A 17,585-nucleotide genomic window follows, 5' to 3' on the forward strand; every position below is an offset into this window, starting at 1 on the left:
AGTCGGTCGAGGCCGGGACCATGACGGTGGAGGCGGCCACCAAGCGCCTGTACCGGCAGCTCCAGGAGGCCGACTGGATCCCGCCGTCCCTCGGCGTGCAGGACCCCGAGACCCGGTTCATCAACCCGAACCCGAAGGCGCTGATCCGGGTGCTGGGCTGGTCCGTCCGCAAGGCGCCCGACCACATGCGGGAGTACATGGTCGGCACCTCGGTGGAGACGGTGAAGCACTTCCTGGCCGGCAAGAAGATCTTCTAGCGCGGCGGCGGGGGGCGGGAACCCGCCCGCGGGGCCGGCCGGGCGCCACGGCGCCCGGCCGGCCCTCCCGCGTTCCGCGGCGGCGCCACCGCGCCCCGTCCTGGCCCCGCGCCCCCGCCCGCCGCGCCGGCCCCGCCCAGGGAGCCGCCGTGGCGGATCAGGTGTTACGCTGGTGAGCGACCGGCCGGGCCTCGACGCGCCTCGACACACTTCGACATGTGCCACACCTCGACATGTGCCGAAGAACGTGGTGAAACGAGAACGCGGCGAAACGCCCGGTCCGCAAGTGGAGGCTCCGCACTCCCACCTGGTCGGCCCCCGGGCCGGCGGGTCCGGTCCGGCAGTGGGCGCCGTGCGCGCTCCCTGCCCATGTGCCCCGCGACGCGCTCGCGGCGGTGCTCCCGGTACGGAAAACGGAGCCCCGCCAGCGACCGTTCCGGGGCTTCTTGCGTGGCCAGGGTGCGGTGTCGAAGGGACTCCCTCGTCCGGTCCGGGTCCGCCCGGAGCCCGGGTGAGGAAGACGACTCTCCGGTCCGGCCCCGGGCAGGAGAGAGCAGGAAGACGTCATTCTCACGCGGCTGTCCGCCAGGCGGTCGCGTCGGTGCAACCTAGGAGGCCCCATCAGCGCCGAGCCCCGCATCAACGACCGGATTCGCGTCCCCGAGGTGCGACTCGTCGGTCCCAGCGGTGAACAGGTCGGTATCGTGCCGCTTGCCAAGGCCCTGGAACTGGCCCAGGAGTACGACCTGGACCTGGTCGAGGTCGCGGCGAACGCGAGGCCGCCGGTCTGCAAGCTCATGGACTACGGCAAGTTCAAGTACGAGTCGGCCATGAAGGCCCGTGAGGCGCGCAAGAACCAGGCGCACACGGTCATCAAGGAGATGAAGCTCCGGCCGAAGATCGACCCGCACGACTACGACACCAAGAAGGGTCACGTCGTCCGGTTCCTCAAGCAGGGGGACAAGGTCAAGATCACGATCATGTTCCGCGGACGTGAGCAGTCCAGGCCCGAGCTCGGGTACCGGCTGTTGCAGCGGCTGGCCGAGGACGTCCAGGACCTGGGCTTCGTCGAGTCCAACCCCAAGCAGGACGGCCGGAACATGATCATGGTTCTCGGCCCGCACAAGAAGAAGACCGAAGCCATGGCCGAGGCCCGCGAGGCCGCGGCGGCCCGCAAGGCCGAGCGGCAGGGTGTCGCGCCCAGGGCCGACGACGACGACGTCGCCGAGGTCTCCGACCAGGAGTGAGCCCCGGCGCCCGACGGGCCCGTCCGGGGTGCCCGCCCGGTGGGCGCCCGCGGAGAACGACCGAAAGAAATGGCTGACGCTTCCGCGCAGCGCCCCGCCGGGGCGCGGCGGAAGCGCCACGACGAGGAGAGTTGCGGCGACATGCCGAAGAACAAGACGCACAGTGGTGCGAGCAAGCGCTTCCGCCTGACCGGCTCCGGCAAGGTGGTGCGCCAGCGCGCCAACCGCCGTCACCTGCTCGAGCACAAGCCGTCCACGCTGACGCGCCGCCTGGCCGGCAAGGTGGAGATGGCCCCCGCCGACGCCAAGAAGGTCAAGAAGCTCCTCGGCAAGTGAGGCCGGCCCCCGCAGCCGGGGGCAGGCATCCGACCGGGACCCATCCATCCGGACCGCGTGAGCAGTGGCCGCGGTCCTCGTCAAGGAGTTACATCAGTGGCACGCGTCAAGCGGGCAGTCAACGCCCACAAGAAGCGCCGGGCGATCCTCGAGCAGGCCAGCGGCTACCGGGGCCAGCGCTCCCGCCTGTACCGCAAGGCGAAGGAGCAGGTCACCCACTCCCTCGTCTACAACTACAACGACCGCAAGAAGCGGAAGGGCGACTTCCGCCAGCTCTGGATCCAGCGGATCAACGCGGCCGCGCGGGCGAACGGGATCACCTACAACCGCTTCATCCAGGGGCTCAAGGCCGCGAACATCGAGATCGACCGGAAGATCCTGGCCGAGCTCGCGGTGAACGACCCCAACGCCTTCGCCTCCCTGGTCGAGGTCGCCCAGAAGGCGCTGCCGAGCGATGTGAACGCCCCGAAGTCGGCCGCCTAGTCCTCCCGCCGGACTGGCACGCCGTCTTCCCCACCGGACCCGCAGCCGCTCGCCGAGCCTGCGGGTCCGGCTCGTTGCGGGCCCGGCCCGGTGGGGGACGGCTCCCCCCGGACCACCGCTCACCCCGTCCCGGGCGGGGCCCTCGCCCCGGGTCCCGGCCGCAGTCCCCGCCCCTCCCGGCCGCTTCCGCGCGCGCCGGCCGTCCGGAAGCGAGTCCATGGCGTCGCCCGAGCTGACCTCCCCGCGCTCCTCCCGTGTCCTGGTCGCCCGCAGGCTGGCCAAGCGGAACGCGCGTGGCCGGGAGCGCCGCTTCCTCGCCGAGGGCCCGCAGGCCGTGCGGGAGGCCGCGGTGCACGGCCGGGGCGGTCGCGAGCGCACCCTGGTGGAGCTGTTCGCCACCCCCGAGGCGGCCGAGCGGCACCCCGGCATCGTCGCCGAGGCCCGCGCCGCGGGCGCCCCGGTGCACCTGGCCACCGACGAGGTGATCGCCGCGCTGTCGCAGACCGTCACCCCGCAGGGCCTGGTCGGCGTGTGCCGCTTCGTGGACACCCCGTTCGACGAGGTGCTGGCCGCCCGCCCCCGCCTGGTGGCCGTCCTCGCGCACGTCCGCGACCCGGGGAACGCGGGGACGGTGCTGCGCTGCGCGGACGCCGCGGGCGCCGACGCCGTCGTGCTCACCGACGCCTCGGTGGACCTGTACAACCCCAAGGCCGTGCGCGCCTCGGCGGGCAGCCTGTTCCACCTGCCCACCACGGTGGGCGTGCCCGTGGAGCAGGCCGTCGCCGAGCTGCGCGCCGCCGGGGTGCGGGTGCTGGCCGCCGACGGCGCGGGCGAGCGCGACCTGGACACCGAGCTGGACGAGGGGGCCCTGGGCGCCCCCACCGCGTGGGTGTTCGGCAACGAGGCGTGGGGGCTGCCCGAGGAGACCCGCGCGCTGGCCGACGAGGTGGTGCGCGTGCCCATCCACGGCCGGGCCGAGAGCCTCAACCTGGCGACGGCGGCCGCCGTGTGCCTGTACGCCTCCGCGCGCGCCCAGCGCGCTCCCGGCGGGTGCCGCGGCGTCGCGTCCACCCGGTAAGGTGACGGTCCCGGGAGCCGGGTCAGGGGGTGCGGGACGTGGGCGGACGAGACGACGGCGGCGTGCGCCCCGGCGCGTCCGCGCGCACGCACCCGCAGTCGGCACCGGAGCCAGCGCCCCAGTCGGTGCCCCAGCCGGTGCCGCAGTCGATGCGGCAGCCCCTGGACGCCTGCGGCATCACCGCCGACGACCTCCCCGACGGCCTGGTGATCGCCGACGGCGAGGGCCGCGTCACCTGCTTCAACGCCGCCGCGGCCCGGCTCACCGGGCTGCGCCCCGAGGACGTGCTGGGCCGCCACGTCACCGAGGCCCTCCCGCTGGAGGACCTGGAGGGCCGCCGCTGGTGGGCCCTGACCGACCCCTACGGGGGCCTGGCCACCCGCGTCGGCCAGCCGGAGCGCTATCTGCTGCTGCCGGGCGGCCGCGAGATCCTGGTCGCGGCCCGCTATGTGCGCACCCGGCCCAGGGGCCCCCTGCACCGTCTGGTCGTCACCCTGCGCGGCACCGAGGCCCGCCGCCGCACCGAGCGCAGCCACGCCGAGCTGATCGCCACGGTCGCCCACGAGCTGCGCTCCCCGCTCACCAGCGTCAAGGGCTTCACCGCCACCCTGCTCGCCAAGTGGGAGCGGTTCACCGACGACCAGAAGCGGCTGATGCTGGAGACGGTGGACGCGGACGCCAACCGGGTCACCCGGCTCATCGCCGAGCTGCTGGACATCTCCCGCATCGACGCGGGCCGCCTGGAGGTGCGGCGCCAGAAGGTGGACATCGCCGCCGCGGTGCGGCGCCATGTGGAGGGCCACATCGCCGCGGGCCAGCGCACCGAGCGGTTCGTGGTGCGGGTGGACCCCGAGCTGCCCGACCTGTGGGCGGACGCCGACAAGATCGACCAGATCCTCGGCAACCTGCTGGAAAACGCGGTGCGCCACGGCGAGGGCCGCGTCACCATTGACGTGGACCCGGTCGTGGAGGTGCCGCAGGGCCGCGCGCCCCGGGCCCCGCACACCGACCACCCGCGCACCGACCTCCCGCCCGGCGGGGGACCGGCCGTGGCGGGGCCGCTCGTCGAAGGGACCGCCGTCACCGTGAGCGACGAAGGGCCGGGCATCCCCGAGGAGTCGATGAAGCGCGTCTTCACCCGCTTCTGGCGCGGCAGCAAGCGCGGCGGCACCGGGCTCGGCCTGTACATCGTCAAGGGGCTCATCGAGGCGCACGGCGGCCAGATCGCGGTGGGGCGGGCGCCCGGCGGCGGCGCCCAGTTCCGATTTACCCTGCCCGTCGGGACTCCGGCCGCCCTGGTCTGAGCCGCCCGGCGGGCCGCCCCCTGCCGCCGGCGCCGCGCCGCCCGCCGCACCCCGCCGCACGGCCCGCCCGCCGGGCCCCGCCGGGAGGCCGGGAGGCCGCCGCCACCGGAATCGTCAGTAGACTCGACGCCTGCGCCTTACGCGCGCCGACCAGCGCGGCGTGCCGGGACCCGGCGGCGCCCGGCCGGTGTCGGGCGGTGCCCAGGTGATCGAGCACAGCCAATCGGGAGCACGGGAAGAGATGTCCGCACCAAACAAGTCCTACGACCCTGTCGAGGTCGAGGCGCTGAAACCGGAGAACGTCGCCCGGATGCGCGACGAGGCGCTGGCGGCGATCGCCGCCGCCGCGAGCCTGGACGACCTGCGCGAGGTCAAGGCGGCGCACGCCGGGGACCGCTCCCCGCTCGCGCTGGCCAACCGGGAGATCGGCGCGCTGCCGCCGCACGCCAAGGCCGACGCGGGCAAGCGCGTCGGCGGCGCCCGCGGCGAGGTGAACCGGGCGCTCGCCGCCCGCCAGGCCGAGCTGGAGGCGGAGCGCGACGCGCGGGTGCTGGTCGAGGAGGCGGTGGACGTCACGCTGCCGCACGACCGCGTCCCCGCCGGGGCCCGCCACCCGCTGACCACCCTCTCGGAGCGGATCGCCGACGTCTTCGTCGCCATGGGCTACGAGGTCGCCGAGGGCCCCGAGGTCGAGGCGGAGTGGTTCAACTTCGACGCGCTGAACATCGGGCCCGACCACCCGGCCCGCACCATGCAGGACACCTTCTTCGTGCGCGGCCCCGGCGCGGCCCGCGCGGAGGGCGCCGCCGACACCGAGGGCACCGGGGTGGTCCTGCGCACCCACACCTCCCCGGTGCAGATCCGCTCCCTGCTCGAGCGCGAGCTGCCCGTCTACGTGATCTGCCCCGGCCGCGTGTACCGCACGGACGAGCTGGACGCCACCCACACCCCGGTCTTCGGCCAGGTGGAGCTGCTCGCCGTGGACGAGGGCCTGACCATGGCCGACCTCAAGGGCACCCTGGACCACATGGTCACCGCCCTGTTCGGGGAGGGGCTGGCCACGCGGCTGCGCCCGTCGTACTTCCCGTTCACCGAGCCGTCCGCCGAGATGGACATGGTGTGCTTCGCCTGCCGCGGCGCCTCGGTGGGCGACCCGTCCCGGCCCTGCCGCACCTGCGGCAGCGAGGGCTGGATCGAGCTTGGCGGCTGCGGCATGGTCAACCCGCGGGTGCTGGTGGCCTGCGGCATCGACCCGGAGCGCTACAGCGGTTTCGCGTTCGGCTTCGGGATCGAGCGGATGCTGATGTTCCGGCACAGCGTCGAGGACATGCGAGACATGGTCGAGGGTGACGTCAGGTTCACCCTGCCTTTCGGGATGGAGATCTGATGCGGGTCCCGCTTTCGTGGCTGCGGGAGTACGTCGAGCTGCCCGCCGGTGAGACCGGGCGCGGCGTCGCGGCCAGGCTCATCGAGGCCGGTCTCGAGGTCGAGACGGTCGAACGGCTCGGCGCGGGCCTGAAGGGGCCGCTGGTCGTCGGCCGGGTGCTGGCGTTCGAGGAGCTCGGCGGCTTCAAGAAGCCCATCCGCTGGTGCCAGGTGGACGTCGGGCACGCCAACGGCACCGGCGAGCCGCAGAACATCGTCTGCGGCGCCACCAACTTCGCCGTCGGCGACAGCGTCGTGGTGATCCTGCCCGGCGGCGTGCTGCCCGGCGGCTTCGAGATCGGCGCGCGCAAGACCTACGGCAAGCTGTCCGAGGGCATGATCTGCTCGGCCCGCGAGCTGGGCCTGAGCGACGAGCACGCGGGCATCCTGGTGCTCCCGCCCGGGCACGAGCCCGGCACCGACGCCATGGAGCTGCTGGAGCTGGTCGACGAGGTGCTCGACATCGCCGTCACCCCGGACCGGGGCTACGCGCTGTCGATGCGCGGCGTCGCCCGCGAGGCGGCCATCGCCTACGGGGTGCCGCTGCGCGACCCGGCGCTGCTGGACGTGCCCCCGCCCAACCAGGACGGCCACCCCGTCCGCGTCGCCGACCCCCGCGGCTGCGACCGCTTCACCGCCCGCACCGTCACCGGGATCGACCCCGAGGCCGTCTCCCCGCTGTGGCTCCAGCGGCGGCTCCAGAAGGCCGGGATGCGGACCGTCTCGCTGACCGTGGACATCACCAACTACGTGATGCTGGAGATCGGCCAGCCCCTGCACGCCTACGACCGGCACCGCGTGGCCGGCGCGATCGGTGTGCGCCGGGCCGAGCCGGGCGAGAAGCTCACCACCCTCGACGGGGTGCAGCGCGCCCTCGACCAGGAGGACCTGCTCATCGTCGACGACTCCGGGCCGATCGGCCTGGCCGGCGTGATGGGCGGCGCCTCCACCGAGATCGCCGAGACGGTGCGCGACCCGGAGACCGGCGCGGCCGTCGGCACCGTGGACGTCGTCATCGAGGCCGCCCACTTCGACCCGGTGGCCATCGCCCGCACCGCGCGCCGCCACCGCCTGTCCAGCGAGGCGTCGCGCCGGTTCGAGCGCGGCGTGGACCCGCAGGCCACCTCGGCCGCCGCCCAGCGCGCCGCCGACCTGCTGGTGCTGCTCGGCCGCGGCACCGCGGAGCCCGGCGTCACCGAGGTCATCGCGCCGTCCGCCCCGCACACCGTCGCCATGCCAGCGACCCACCCGGGCCGGGTGGCCGGCACCGAGTACGACCGCGAGACCGTGGTGCGCCGCCTCCAGGAGGTCGGCTGCGACGTGTACGGCACCGACGAGCTGATCGTCACCGTGCCCAGTTGGCGGCCCGACCTCACCGACCCCAACGACCTCGCCGAGGAGGTCATCCGGCTCGAGGGCTACGCGAAGCTGCCCGCCACGCTGCCCAAGCCGCCCGCGGGCCGGGGCCTGACCGAGACGCAGCGGGTGCACCGCAGGGTCGGCCGGGCGCTGGCCGGCGCCGGGTACGTCGAGGCGCCCTGCTACCCGTTCCTCGGCGAGGCCGCGTTCGACGCGCTCGGCCTGGAGCGGGACGACCCGCGCCGTCTCACCGTGCGCCTGGCCAACCCGCTCTCCGACGAGGAACCCGCGCTGCGCACCACCCTGCTGCCGGGGCTGCTGGCCGCGCTGCGCCGCAACGAGGGGCGCGGCCTGCACGACCTGGCGCTGTTCGAGACGGGCCTGGTGTTCCTGCCGCGCGAGGGCGCCCCGGTCACCGCGCCCCGGCTGCCGGTGGACCGCCGCCCCTCCGCGGAGGAGCTCGCCGCCCTGGAGGCCGCCCTGCCCGGGCAGCCCCGCCATGTGGCGGCGGTGCTCGCCGGGGCCAGGGAGCGCTCCGGCTGGTGGGGCAAGGGCCGCCCCGCGACCTGGGCGGACGCCGTGGAGGCCGCCCGCCTGGTGGCCGCCGCCGCGGGCGCGGAGCTCACCGTGCGCCAGGGGCAGCGGGCGCCCTGGCACCCGGGCCGCTGCGCCGAGCTGCTGGCGGGCGGGGCCGTGGTGGGCCACGCCGGAGAGCTGCACCCGCGCGTGACCAAGGCGCTGCACCTGCCGGAGCGCACCTGCGCCATGGAGCTGGACCTGGACGCCCTGGCGGCGGCGGGCGGCGGCGCGGTGCAGGCCCCGCACGTGTCCGCGTACCCGGTGGCCACCCAGGACGTGGCGCTGGTGGTGGACGCGGGGGTGCCTTCCGCCGAGGTGGAGGCGGCGCTGCGGGACGGCGCGGGCGAGCTGCTGGAGTCGCTGCGCCTGTTCGACGTCTTCACCGGCGAGCAGCTCGGCGAGGGCAGGAAGTCGCTGGCCTACGCGCTGCGCTTCCGCGCCCCCGACCGGACGCTGACCGTGGAGGAGGCCACCGCGGCCCGCGACGCGGCGGTGGCCAGGGCGGCGGAGCGCACCGGCGCGGTGCTGCGCGGCGCCTGACCGCGGACGCGACGACGGGTGCCCCGCGGACGGTGTTCGAGCCGTCCGCGGGGCACCCGTCGGGTGCGGGTCACTTCCAGTACAGGCCGCGCGCCCTCGCGGTCTCGATCACCATGGACGCGCCGTCGGCGGGGTTGACCTGGACCTCGAAGCGGAGCCGCTCGTCGGCGGCGATGGAGCCCAGGTGGGTGAAGTCCAGGAAGCTGCTGCCGCCGGTGGACACCCGCTCGATGATGCCGCCGAGCCAGCGGGTGTTGTCCTTGCGCAGGTGGTAGAAGCGGCCCTGCACGGTGGTGCCGGACGCCAGCGCCGAGGTGATGCTGAGCAGGACGGTGACGGTGTAGCGCCTGGCACCGGTGATCAGGTCCTTGCCGCCGATGTCCAGCGTCGTCCAGGTGGCGGGCTTGACGGTGATGTTGGCGGTGCGGAACTCCCCGAGCGCTTCGGGCATGTCGTCCTCCTCTTCCTTGCCGGTGGCGCGGGCGACGATCCTCGGGAACACCACCTCGCGGAACTGCTTGACCCTGGCGTCGCCGGGGCACGAGGTGCCGCCGGCCGACCACTGGCTGAACATGCGGTGGTGGCCGTACCCGGGATCGGAGTGGCTGCGGCAGATCCGCAGCGGGACGCCGTGGTGGCGGTGCAGCCACACCCCGAGCGCGACCAGCTTCTCGATCTGGGCGGCGGTCCACTTGTCGGTCGAGGTGGTGTTGGACGAGGTCTCCACGGAGACGGCGCCGGTGCCGTCGGGGCGGCGGTTGGCCTGGGCGTTGGCGTCGGCGCGGGTCTCGGTGCCGATGTACTGGGCCAGGGTGCCGTCGTAGCCGAGCCCGAAGTGGGACTCCAGGCCGGTGGAGTCACGCCAGTACTCGTAGAGGCGGCGCGGGGTCCACGGCGCGGCCATGCTGTGCACGATCATCTGTGTGGGCCGGATCGCGGGCTGGGCGTCGCTCTCCGGCTGCAACTCCATCTTGTCGGCGCCTGGATACCAGGCCATTGCCCGACCTCCCTCGGCTGAAGGTGCCGTGTCCCGCCGCGGCGCGGGGGCGTTCGGTGCGCGGTGTGGCTCCAGAGTGGAGGAGTCCACTCCCGCACGTCGAGCACTCTGCCGCATCCCGCGGCCCCGCGCGGCGGCTTCACGAATGCCTCACCTCGGGGCCGCCCGCCCCGGGGCGGTGCGCGTCCGCGGCCGGCGGCGCTTTGCTGTGGCGGGGCCGCCCTGCCGGTCGTACCGTCGAGGTATGACCAGGGAGGAGCGGACCGTGCCGGTGCCCCGGGGCACGTTCGTGTGCCCGGAGTGCGGCCGGCCGGTCAGGGACGCAGTGGTGGGCCGCCGCAAGGTGCTGGGGGCCTTCGTGCCCGTCTGGGGCGCGGGGCCGTGCGAGAACCCCGAGTGCCGCGCGTACGGGCGCCACACCCACGAGGAGGAGGGCGCCGGCCCGCGGGAGCGGCAGCGGGAGCACCACGGGGCGCGCGGACACGGGCACGCGCCGCCCGCCGCCTGATCCGCCCCCGTCGCGCGCGGCCCGATCCGTCGCCGCGGACCGGCCCGCCGCCGGTCGGTGGCCCGCCGGCGCTCGTCCGCGTCGGTGGCCCGCTAGCGCTCGTCCGCGCCCATCGGGTCCGCGGTCTCCACCGCGATCCCGGCGGCCCCGAGCGCCGCCACGATGCCGTCGAAGCCGTCCCAGCACTCGCGCATCCGCTCCCGCGCCCGCGGCCCCGGGACGATCAGCACCTCCACCCGCTTGTGCCGCAGGTGCCCCAGCAGGTCCTCCGCGTCGCCCGGCCGCAGCACCGACCACACGGTGCAGCCCGGCTTGGCGTACCCCCGGCGGGCCGCCCACTTCTCGCACACGGCGAACTGGGCGTCCCAGTCCTTCAGGAACGGGGTGAACCTGCTCGGCGCGTCCTCCGCCTCGTCGATCTCTCTCGCGCCCAGCAGCCACGCCCAGGAGCGCTTCCTGCCGTCCAGCGCGTCGATCGGCTTCGGATACCAGCCGCCCACAGGCCATCCCGCGTCCATGCGCAGACGGTACCGCCCGCCGCCGGGCGCGCAGTAGGCGCGCACCCGGCGCCCGCGCGGGGGCGTCCCGCTCAGCCCGGCTCGGCGACCGGCTGCGCGAACTGCGCCGCGTACAGCCGCGCGTAGGCCCCCTCGGCGGCCAGCAGCTCGGTGTGCGTGCCCTGCTCCACGATCCGCCCGGAGTCCATCACCAGGATGACGTCCGCGTCGCGGACGGTGGACAGCCGGTGCGCTATGACGAAGCTGGTGCGGCCGGCGCGCAGCGAGGACATGGCGCGCTGGATCAGCACCTCGGTGCGGGTGTCCACCGAGCTGGTGGCCTCGTCGAGCACCAGGATCGCCGGGTCGGTCAGGAACGCCCGGGCGATGGTGATCAACTGCTTCTCGCCCGCGCTGATGTTGCCGCCCTCCTCGTCGATCAGGGTGTCGTAGCCGTCGGGCAGGGTGCGGATGAAGTGGTCGGCGTGGGTGGCGCGGGCCGCCTCCACGATCCGGTCCATGTCCAGGGCCGGGCGCTCGCCGCCGGGCAGGGGCGGGCCGGCCAGCCCGTAGGCGATGTTCTCCGCGATCGTGCCGTGGAACAGCCAGGTGTCCTGGAGCACCATCCCGATCCTGCGCCGCAGCTCCTCCCGGGACATCGCCGCGGTGTCCACCCCGTCCAGGGTGATCCGCCCGCCGGTCACCTCGTAGAACCGCATCAGCAGGTTGACCAGCGTGGTCTTGCCCGCGCCGGTCGGTCCGACGATGGCCACGGTCCGGCCCGGCTCCACCGTCAGCGACAGGTCCTCGATCAGCGGCTCGCCGGGCTGGTAGCGGAACGAGACGCGCTCGAACGCCACCCGCCCCGCGACCGCTCCCCCCGCGCCCGGCCCGCCCGGCGACACGGCGCGGGCCGGGTCCGGGTCGAGCGACTGCTCCTCGGCGTCCAGCAGGTCGAACACCCGCTCGGCGGAGGCGACGCCCGACTGGAGCAGGTTGGCCATGGACGCCACCTGGGTGATCGGGTGGCTGAACTGGCGCGAGTACTGGATGAACGCCTGCACGTCGCCCAGCGACATCGAGCCCGAGGCGACCCGCAGCCCGCCGATGACGGCGACCAGCACGTAGTTGAGGTTGCCGATGAACATCATCGCGGGCTGGATCAGCCCGGAGACGAACTGCGCCCGGAAACTCGACTCGTACAGCGCCTCGTTGTGCTCGTCGAAGATCCGGGCCGCCTCCTCCTGGCGGCCGAAGACCTTCACCAGGGCGTGCCCGGTGTACATCTCCTCCACATGGGCGTTCAGCCGCCCCGTGGTGGACCACTGCCGGACGAACTGCGGCTGCGCCCGCTTCCCGATCGCCGCGGCCACCAGCATCGACACCGGCACGGTCACCAGCGCGACCAGCGCCAGCAGGGGCGAGATCCACACCATCATCACCACCACGCCGACGATCGTCAGCAGCGAGGTGACCATCTGGCTGAACGCCTGCTGGAGCGTCTGCCCGATGTTGTCGATGTCGTTGGTGGTGCGCGAGAGCACCTCGCCGCGCGACTGCCGGTCGAAGTAGCCCAGCGGCAGCCGGGACAGCTTGGTCTCGGCCCGCTCGCGCAGCCGGAACGCCAGGCGCTGCACGATCAGCGTCGTGAGCCGCCCCTGCACCAGCGCGAACAGCGACGCCACCGCGAACACCGCCAGCGCGAACCCCAGCACCCGGCCGACGGCGGCGAAGTCCACGCCGTGCCCGGGCACCACGTCCATGGAGGCGAGCATGTCGGCCAGGTTGTCCTCGCCGTCCGCCCGCAGGTCCGCCACCGCCTGCTCCTTGGTGGTGTCCGGGGACAGGCCGCGGCCGACGACGCCCTCGAAGATCAGGTCGGTGGCGTGGCCGAGCAGCTTCGGCCCCAGGACGGCGAGGGCCACGGAGCACACCCCGCACAGCAGCACCGCGACGAGCAGCGCGCGCTCGGGCGCCATCATCCGCAGCAGCCGCCTGCTCGAGCCGCGGAAGTCCATCGACCGCTCGGTGGGCATGCCGCCGCGCATCATGGCGGGGCCAGGTCCGGGAGGCGGGCCGGGGCGGCGCTGCGGCGGACCGGACGGCGGTCGCGTCCCGTTCGTCTTCGCCTCGCTCACGCCGCCTCCCGCTCGGTGAGTTGGGAGAGCACGATCTCCCGGTAGGTGGGGTTGGACTCCATCAGCTCGGCGTGGGTGCCGGTGCCGACCACGCGGCCCTGCTCCAGCACCACGATCCGGTCGGCGTCGCGGATGGTGGACACCCGCTGGGCGACGATGACGACGGTGGCGTCGTCCGTGGCCTCGGCCAGGGCGGCGCGCAGCGCGGCGTCGGTGGCGTAGTCCAGGGCGGAGAAGGAGTCGTCGAACAGGTAGATGTCGGGGCGGGCCACCAGGGCCCTGGCTATCGCCAGGCGCTGGCGCTGGCCGCCGGAGACGTTGCCGCCGCCCTGCCCGATCGGCGAGTCGAGCCCCTGCGGCATCGCCTCGACGAAGTCCCGCGCCTGGGCGATCTCCAGCGCCCGCCACAGCTCCTCGTCGGTGGCGTCGGGGTTGCCGTAGCGCAGGTTGGAGGCGATCGTGCCGGAGAACAGGTACGGCTTCTGCGGCACCATCGCCACCGTCCGGGCCAGCGCCTCCGGGGACAGGTCGCGCACGTCCACCCCGCCGACCTCCACCGTGCCGCCGGTGGCGTCGAACAGCCGGGGCACCAGGTTCAGCAGGGTCGTCTTGCCGCTGCCGGTGGAGCCGATCACGGCCGTGGTGCTGCCGGGCCGGGCGATCAGGTCCACCCCGCGCAGCACCGGCTGCTCGGCGCCCGGGTAGTGGAAGTCGGCGCCGCGGATGTCCAGGTGGCCGCGGCGCGGCTGCTCGGCGACCGGCCGCGCGGGCGGGACGACGCTGGTGGGGGTGTCCAGCACCTCCTGGATCCGCTCGGCGCACACCTCCGCCCGGGGCACCATGACCAGCATGAACGTCGCCATCATCACGGCCATGACGATCTGCATCAGATAGTTCAGGAACGCCGTCAGCGCCCCGACCTGCATCCCGCCGTCGTCGATGCGGTACCCGCCCAGCCACACCACGGCGACGCTCGCGACGTTCATCACCAGCATGGTGGTGGGCCACAGCAGCGCCATCAGCCGCCCCACCCCGAGGGAGACCCCGAACAACTGGTCGTTGGCGACGGCGAAGCGCTGCTGCTCATAGCGGTCCCGGACGAACGCCCGCACCACGCGGATACCGGTGATCTGCTCCCGCATCACCCGGTTGACCTGGTCGATGTGGTCCTGCATCGAGCGGAACAGCGGCCCCATCCGGCGCACGATCAGGGCGATGGCGCCCGCCAGCACCGGCAGGACCACCAGCAGGAGCAGCGACAGCGGGACGTCCTGGTACAGCGCCAGCAGGATGCTGCCGACGGCCATGACGGGCGCCGCCATCATCAGTGTCAGGCCCATCACCACCAGCGTCTGCACCTGCTGGACGTCGTTGGTGGTGCGGGTGATCAGCGAGGGGGCGCCGAAGCGGCCCACCTCCCGGACGGAGAACTCCTGCACGCGCGAGAACAGCGCGGCGCGCACGTCGCGCCCCATCGCCATCGCGGTGCGCGACCCGACGTACACGGCGGCCGCGGTGCACACGATCTGCGCCAGGGTCACCGCGAGCATGATCCCGCCGGTGCGCACGATGTGGCCCGTGTCGCCGGTGACCACGCCGTTGTCGATGATGTCGGCGTTGAGGGTCGGCAGGTACAGGGCCGCGAGCGTCTGGGTCAACTGGAGCGCCACGACGAGCGCGAGGGGTCTGGAGTAGCGGCGCAGGTGCGCGCGCAGCAGTCGGATCAGCAAGCGGACCTTCCCGGGCCTGGCGGAGGGCGAAGGACACGCCGCCGGTGACCTTCACCGGCGGCGTGTTCGAACGTAGAACCTCAATGGACCTTGAGGTCAAGCGCGGGACGGCGGGCGCGGTCGGCACGGGCGGGGCGCACCTGGGGCGGGCGGGGCGGCGTGGCCGCTGCCGCCGCGCCCCTCCGCGTCCGCGGTCGTCAGCAACGGTCAGTAGTCGTAGAACCCGCTCCCCGACTTCCGGCCGAGCCGTCCCGCCTCCACCATCCGGTGCAGCAGCGGGGGAGCGGCGTACAGGGGCTCCTTGTACTCGGCGTACATCGACTCGGCGATGGAGACCACCGTGTCCAGGCCGATGAGGTCGGCCAGCTTCAGCGGGCCCATCGGGTGGGCGCAGCCCAGCTCCATGCCGCTGTCGATGTCGTCCCGGCCCGCCACCCCGGACTCGTACATCCGCACGGCCGAGAGCACATACGGCACCAGCAGCGCGTTGACCACGAAGCCGGAGCGGTCCCGCGCCTTGATCGCGTGCTTGCCCAGCACGTCCACGGCCAGCGCCTCGGCGCGCTTGACGGTCTCGTCCGCCGTGGTCAGCGCGGGGATCAGCTCCACCAGGCGCTGCACCGGGGCGGGGTTGAAGAAGTGGACGCCGAGCACCTGCTCGGGCCGCGAGGTGGCGACGGCCAGCTTCACCACGGGGATGGAGGAGGTGTTGGAGGCCAGGATGGCGTCCTGCCGGGTCACCACCCGGTCGAGCACCCGGAAGATATCGGTCTTGACCTGCTCGTTCTCCACCACGGCCTCGATCGTCAGATCGCGGTCGGCGAATTCGCCGAGGTCGGTGGTGAAGGTCAGGCGGGACAGCGCGGCGTCGCGCTCCTCCTCGGTGAGCTTGCCGCGCCTGACGGCCCGGTCCAGGGAGTTCGTCAGCCGGGTACGGCCGAACTCCAGCGTCTCGCCGGTGGTCTCCGCGACCCGGACGTCGAGGCCCGAGCGGGCGCAGACCTCCGCGATACCTGCGCCCATCTGCCCGCAGCCCACCACTCCGACGCGTTCGATGTCGGTCACGCACGTGCCTTTCGCTGGTCGTGGATCAGACGGTGACCGCATGGTTCCGGCCCGTCTTCGAGCCGACGTTACCCCGGCCCGCTCGAACGGGAGACCGGTGGCCCGGGAGCGGGCCGCGCCGGGACCCCGTCGCGCGCCCGACTCGCGCCGCTTCGCGCGGGGGCGCCTGCCGCCCGCCCGTCCCGCGTGTTCCGCGCCCGTCCTGCCGGGGTGCTTGCCGGTCACGCTCCGCGTTGTCACTATGACGGAGGGGAGCCGCCCGGGCGGGTGGCCCCCAGGCCGACACCGAACGGGGGGAGCCCCATGCGACACCGCGCAGCAGGACCGGGTCACCGGGGACTGAGCCGCCGGGGATTCGGCACCGCCGCCGCCGTGCTCTCGGCCGCGCTGCTCGCCGCGGACGGCGCCGCCGCCCGCCCGGCCGCCCGGCGCCCGGACCCGGAGTGGGCCAGGGTGACGGCGGAGTTCCGCGGCGTGTGGATCGCCACCGTCACCAACCGGGACTGGCCCTCCGCCCGCGGCCTGTCCGCGGCCGACCAGCGCGCCGAGCTGCTCCGCCTGCTCGACAGCGCCGTGCACCGCAGGCTGAACACCGTGATCCTCCAGGTCCGCCCGACCGCCGACGCCTTCTGGCCGTCCCCGTTCGAGCCGTGGTCGGAGTACCTCACCGGCACCCAGGGCCGCGACCCCGGCTGGGACCCGCTGGGGTTCGCCGTCGCCGAGGCGCACCGGCGCGGGCTCCGGTTGCACGCCTGGTTCAACCCGTACCGGGTGGCGAACCACACCGACCCGGCCCGGCTCGCCGCCGACCACCCGGCGCGCCGCAACCCCGGCTGGGTGGTGCCCTACGGCGGCAGGCTCTACTACAACCCGGGGCTGCCGCAGGTGCGCCGCTTCGTGCAGGACGCGATGCTGGACGCCGTCGCCCGCTACGACGTGGACGGCGTCCACTTCGACGACTACTTCTACCCGTACCCGGTGGCCGGGCAGGTCTTCGACGACGAGGAGACGTACCGGGCGTACGGGGGCGACTTCCCCGACCTGGCGTCCTGGCGGCGCGACAACATCGACCGGCTGGTGCGGGAGACGGCGACGCGGCTGCGGTCGGTCCGGCCGTCGGCGGTGTTCGGCGTCAGCCCGTTCGGCGTCTGGCGCAACCGGGCCACCGACCCGGAGGGCTCCGACACCCGGGCGGGCGTGCAGACGTACGACGACCTGTACGCGGACGTGCGCAAGTGGGTGCGCGAGGAGTGGATCGACTACGTCGTGCCGCAGTTGTACTGGAACATCGGGTTCGCGGCGGCCGACTACGCCAAGCTGGTGCCGTGGTGGGCCGACACGGTGACCGGCACCGGCGTGCACCTGTACGTGGGCGAGGCGCTGTACAAGGCCGGCGACCCGGCGCAGCCCGCCGCCTGGCAGGACCCGGCCGAGCTGTCCCGCCACCTGACGCTGTGCGAGCGGTACCCGCTGGTGAAGGGGAACGTGTACTTCGCGGCGAGGGAGGTGGTCGCCGACCCGATCGGGGCCATGGGCCGGGTCGTCGCCGACCACTACCAGGGGCCCGCCTTCCCGCCGTAGCCCGCCGCCCCGGCGGGCTCGGCGAGGCTCGGCGAGGCGGGCGTGCGAGGACCGGGGAGGGAGGCCCTCCCCGGTCCCGGAGGCGTGCGGTCGGGCCTGCTACCGGAAGTCCTCCAGATGCTGGACCACGGAGTCGGGCCCGGGGAACACCACCGTCTCGTGGCCGTCGTCGAACCGCACCCGGTACGGCGGGGTGCCGTCCGGCCCGAGGACTTCGACGATCTCGCCGACCCTGTCCTGCTGGCCGACGATCCTGCCGTGCGTCCGCAGCTTGTCGCCCACATTCGCGTGCATAAAGGGTGCCTCCGTCGTCTGGAGGGAGCGAGGGTCGGACAAGGGCATTCTAGTCGGCTCGGGGCATTCCGCTCATCCGCGCCATCACGCCAAGTTGGGCCACCCGGGCGATCCGTGGCCGGCGACGACCGGTTCCGCAGGCCCGGCCCCGCCCGCCGCCGCCCCGC

15 protein-coding genes and 1 pseudogene are annotated in these 17,585 nt (G+C 74.0%); 10 read left to right on the forward strand and 6 right to left on the reverse strand.

The genetic code is table 11. From position 1 onward, the window contains the following. From ACYVO2_RS08895 to pheT, 8 genes and pseudogenes are all read left to right on the forward strand, one after another. A pseudogene (locus tag ACYVO2_RS08895) lies at positions 1-257 on the forward strand (FAD-dependent oxidoreductase); the annotation flags it as partial. A gap of 578 nt (positions 258-835) precedes the next feature. Further along, positions 836-1,504 (forward strand): translation initiation factor IF-3, encoded by a 669-nt coding sequence (gene infC, locus ACYVO2_RS08900; RefSeq protein ID WP_461007250.1) that lies wholly within the window; start codon positions 836-838, stop codon positions 1,502-1,504. Positions 1,505-1,645: 141 nt separating this feature from the next. Continuing rightward, on the forward strand, positions 1,646-1,840 hold the full coding sequence (gene rpmI / locus ACYVO2_RS08905) for a 50S ribosomal protein L35 (RefSeq protein WP_461007251.1): 195 nt from the start codon (positions 1,646-1,648) through the stop codon (positions 1,838-1,840). A 96-nt stretch (positions 1,841-1,936) separates the two neighbouring features. After that, positions 1,937-2,323, forward strand: a complete 387-nt coding sequence (rplT, locus tag ACYVO2_RS08910) for a 50S ribosomal protein L20 (protein ID WP_461007092.1) — start codon at positions 1,937-1,939, stop codon at positions 2,321-2,323. 217 nt (positions 2,324-2,540) lie between these two features. Then, positions 2,541-3,401 (forward strand): TrmH family RNA methyltransferase, encoded by an 861-nt coding sequence (locus ACYVO2_RS08915; protein ID WP_461007093.1) that lies wholly within the window; start codon positions 2,541-2,543, stop codon positions 3,399-3,401. 149 nt (positions 3,402-3,550) lie between these two features. Continuing rightward, on the forward strand, positions 3,551-4,705 hold the full coding sequence (locus tag ACYVO2_RS08920; RefSeq protein WP_461007252.1) for a sensor histidine kinase: 1,155 nt from the start codon (positions 3,551-3,553) through the stop codon (positions 4,703-4,705). Positions 4,706-4,946: 241 nt separating this feature from the next. Beyond that, on the forward strand, positions 4,947-6,092 hold the full coding sequence (gene pheS, locus ACYVO2_RS08925; protein WP_461007094.1) for a phenylalanine--tRNA ligase subunit alpha: 1,146 nt from the start codon (positions 4,947-4,949) through the stop codon (positions 6,090-6,092). After that, entirely contained in the window at positions 6,092-8,608 is a 2,517-nt protein-coding gene (gene pheT / locus ACYVO2_RS08930) for a phenylalanine--tRNA ligase subunit beta (protein ID WP_461007095.1), read from the forward strand. Before pheS ends, pheT begins: the two co-directional genes overlap by 1 nt. Positions 8,609-8,678: 70 nt before the next feature. Here pheT and ACYVO2_RS08935 read toward each other — a convergent pair whose 3' ends face one another. Then, positions 8,679-9,605: a peptidoglycan recognition protein family protein gene (locus tag ACYVO2_RS08935; protein ID WP_461007096.1), complete on the reverse strand. Its 927-nt coding sequence runs from the start codon at positions 9,603-9,605 to the stop codon at positions 8,679-8,681. Positions 9,606-9,849: 244 nt separating this feature from the next. Here ACYVO2_RS08935 and ACYVO2_RS08940 point away from each other — a divergent pair, with 244 nt between their 5' ends. Continuing rightward, on the forward strand, positions 9,850-10,113 hold the full coding sequence (locus ACYVO2_RS08940) for a hypothetical protein (RefSeq protein WP_461007097.1): 264 nt from the start codon (positions 9,850-9,852) through the stop codon (positions 10,111-10,113). Positions 10,114-10,205: 92 nt separating this feature from the next. Here ACYVO2_RS08940 and ACYVO2_RS08945 read toward each other — a convergent pair whose 3' ends face one another. The 4 genes from ACYVO2_RS08945 to ACYVO2_RS08960 all read right to left on the reverse strand — a co-directional run bounded on the left by ACYVO2_RS08945 (position 10,206) and on the right by ACYVO2_RS08960 (position 15,543). Continuing rightward, positions 10,206-10,631 carry a hypothetical protein gene (locus ACYVO2_RS08945; RefSeq protein WP_461007098.1) on the reverse strand — a complete coding sequence of 142 codons (426 nt, stop codon included), beginning with the start codon at positions 10,629-10,631 and terminating at the stop codon, positions 10,206-10,208. 71 nt (positions 10,632-10,702) lie between these two features. Continuing rightward, positions 10,703-12,646 carry an ABC transporter ATP-binding protein gene (locus ACYVO2_RS08950; protein WP_461007099.1) on the reverse strand — a complete coding sequence of 648 codons (1,944 nt, stop codon included), beginning with the start codon at positions 12,644-12,646 and terminating at the stop codon, positions 10,703-10,705. A 98-nt stretch (positions 12,647-12,744) separates the two neighbouring features. Then, complete coding sequence (locus ACYVO2_RS08955; protein WP_461007100.1) at positions 12,745-14,478, reverse strand: ABC transporter ATP-binding protein; 1,734 nt, start codon at positions 14,476-14,478, stop codon at positions 12,745-12,747. A gap of 207 nt (positions 14,479-14,685) precedes the next feature. Then, positions 14,686-15,543 carry a 3-hydroxybutyryl-CoA dehydrogenase gene (locus tag ACYVO2_RS08960; protein ID WP_461007101.1) on the reverse strand — a complete coding sequence of 286 codons (858 nt, stop codon included), beginning with the start codon at positions 15,541-15,543 and terminating at the stop codon, positions 14,686-14,688. Positions 15,544-15,846: 303 nt separating this feature from the next. Between ACYVO2_RS08960 and ACYVO2_RS08965 the strand changes: the two genes are divergently transcribed. After that, positions 15,847-17,124 (forward strand): glycoside hydrolase family 10 protein, encoded by a 1,278-nt coding sequence (locus ACYVO2_RS08965; protein WP_461007102.1) that lies wholly within the window; start codon positions 15,847-15,849, stop codon positions 17,122-17,124. 99 nt (positions 17,125-17,223) lie between these two features. On the opposite strand, the gene ACYVO2_RS08970 is transcribed toward ACYVO2_RS08965, so the two are convergent. After that, positions 17,224-17,418 carry a DUF1918 domain-containing protein gene (locus ACYVO2_RS08970; protein ID WP_461007103.1) on the reverse strand — a complete coding sequence of 65 codons (195 nt, stop codon included), beginning with the start codon at positions 17,416-17,418 and terminating at the stop codon, positions 17,224-17,226. Between the last annotated feature and the right edge of the window lie 167 nt (positions 17,419-17,585).

The sequence above is a fragment of the Streptomyces capparidis genome (genome assembly GCF_054782095.1).

Coding starts and splice junctions, on each gene's coding strand:
- rpmI (WP_461007251.1), top strand. CDS start 1,646: ATGCCGAAGAACAAGACGCACAGTGGTGCGAGCAAGCGCTTCCGCCTG.
- ACYVO2_RS08915 (WP_461007093.1), top strand. CDS start 2,541: ATGGCGTCGCCCGAGCTGACCTCCCCGCGCTCCTCCCGTGTCCTGGTC.
- ACYVO2_RS08920 (WP_461007252.1), top strand. CDS start 3,551: ATGCGGCAGCCCCTGGACGCCTGCGGCATCACCGCCGACGACCTCCCC.
- pheS (WP_461007094.1), top strand. CDS start 4,947: ATGTCCGCACCAAACAAGTCCTACGACCCTGTCGAGGTCGAGGCGCTG.
- pheT (WP_461007095.1), top strand. CDS start 6,092: ATGCGGGTCCCGCTTTCGTGGCTGCGGGAGTACGTCGAGCTGCCCGCC.
- ACYVO2_RS08935 (WP_461007096.1), bottom strand. CDS start 9,605: ATGGCCTGGTATCCAGGCGCCGACAAGATGGAGTTGCAGCCGGAGAGC.
- ACYVO2_RS08940 (WP_461007097.1), top strand. CDS start 9,850: ATGACCAGGGAGGAGCGGACCGTGCCGGTGCCCCGGGGCACGTTCGTG.
- ACYVO2_RS08945 (WP_461007098.1), bottom strand. CDS start 10,631: ATGGACGCGGGATGGCCTGTGGGCGGCTGGTATCCGAAGCCGATCGAC.
- ACYVO2_RS08950 (WP_461007099.1), bottom strand. CDS start 12,646: ATGCCCACCGAGCGGTCGATGGACTTCCGCGGCTCGAGCAGGCGGCTG.
- ACYVO2_RS08965 (WP_461007102.1), top strand. CDS start 15,847: ATGCGACACCGCGCAGCAGGACCGGGTCACCGGGGACTGAGCCGCCGG.
- ACYVO2_RS08970 (WP_461007103.1), bottom strand. CDS start 17,418: ATGCACGCGAATGTGGGCGACAAGCTGCGGACGCACGGCAGGATCGTC.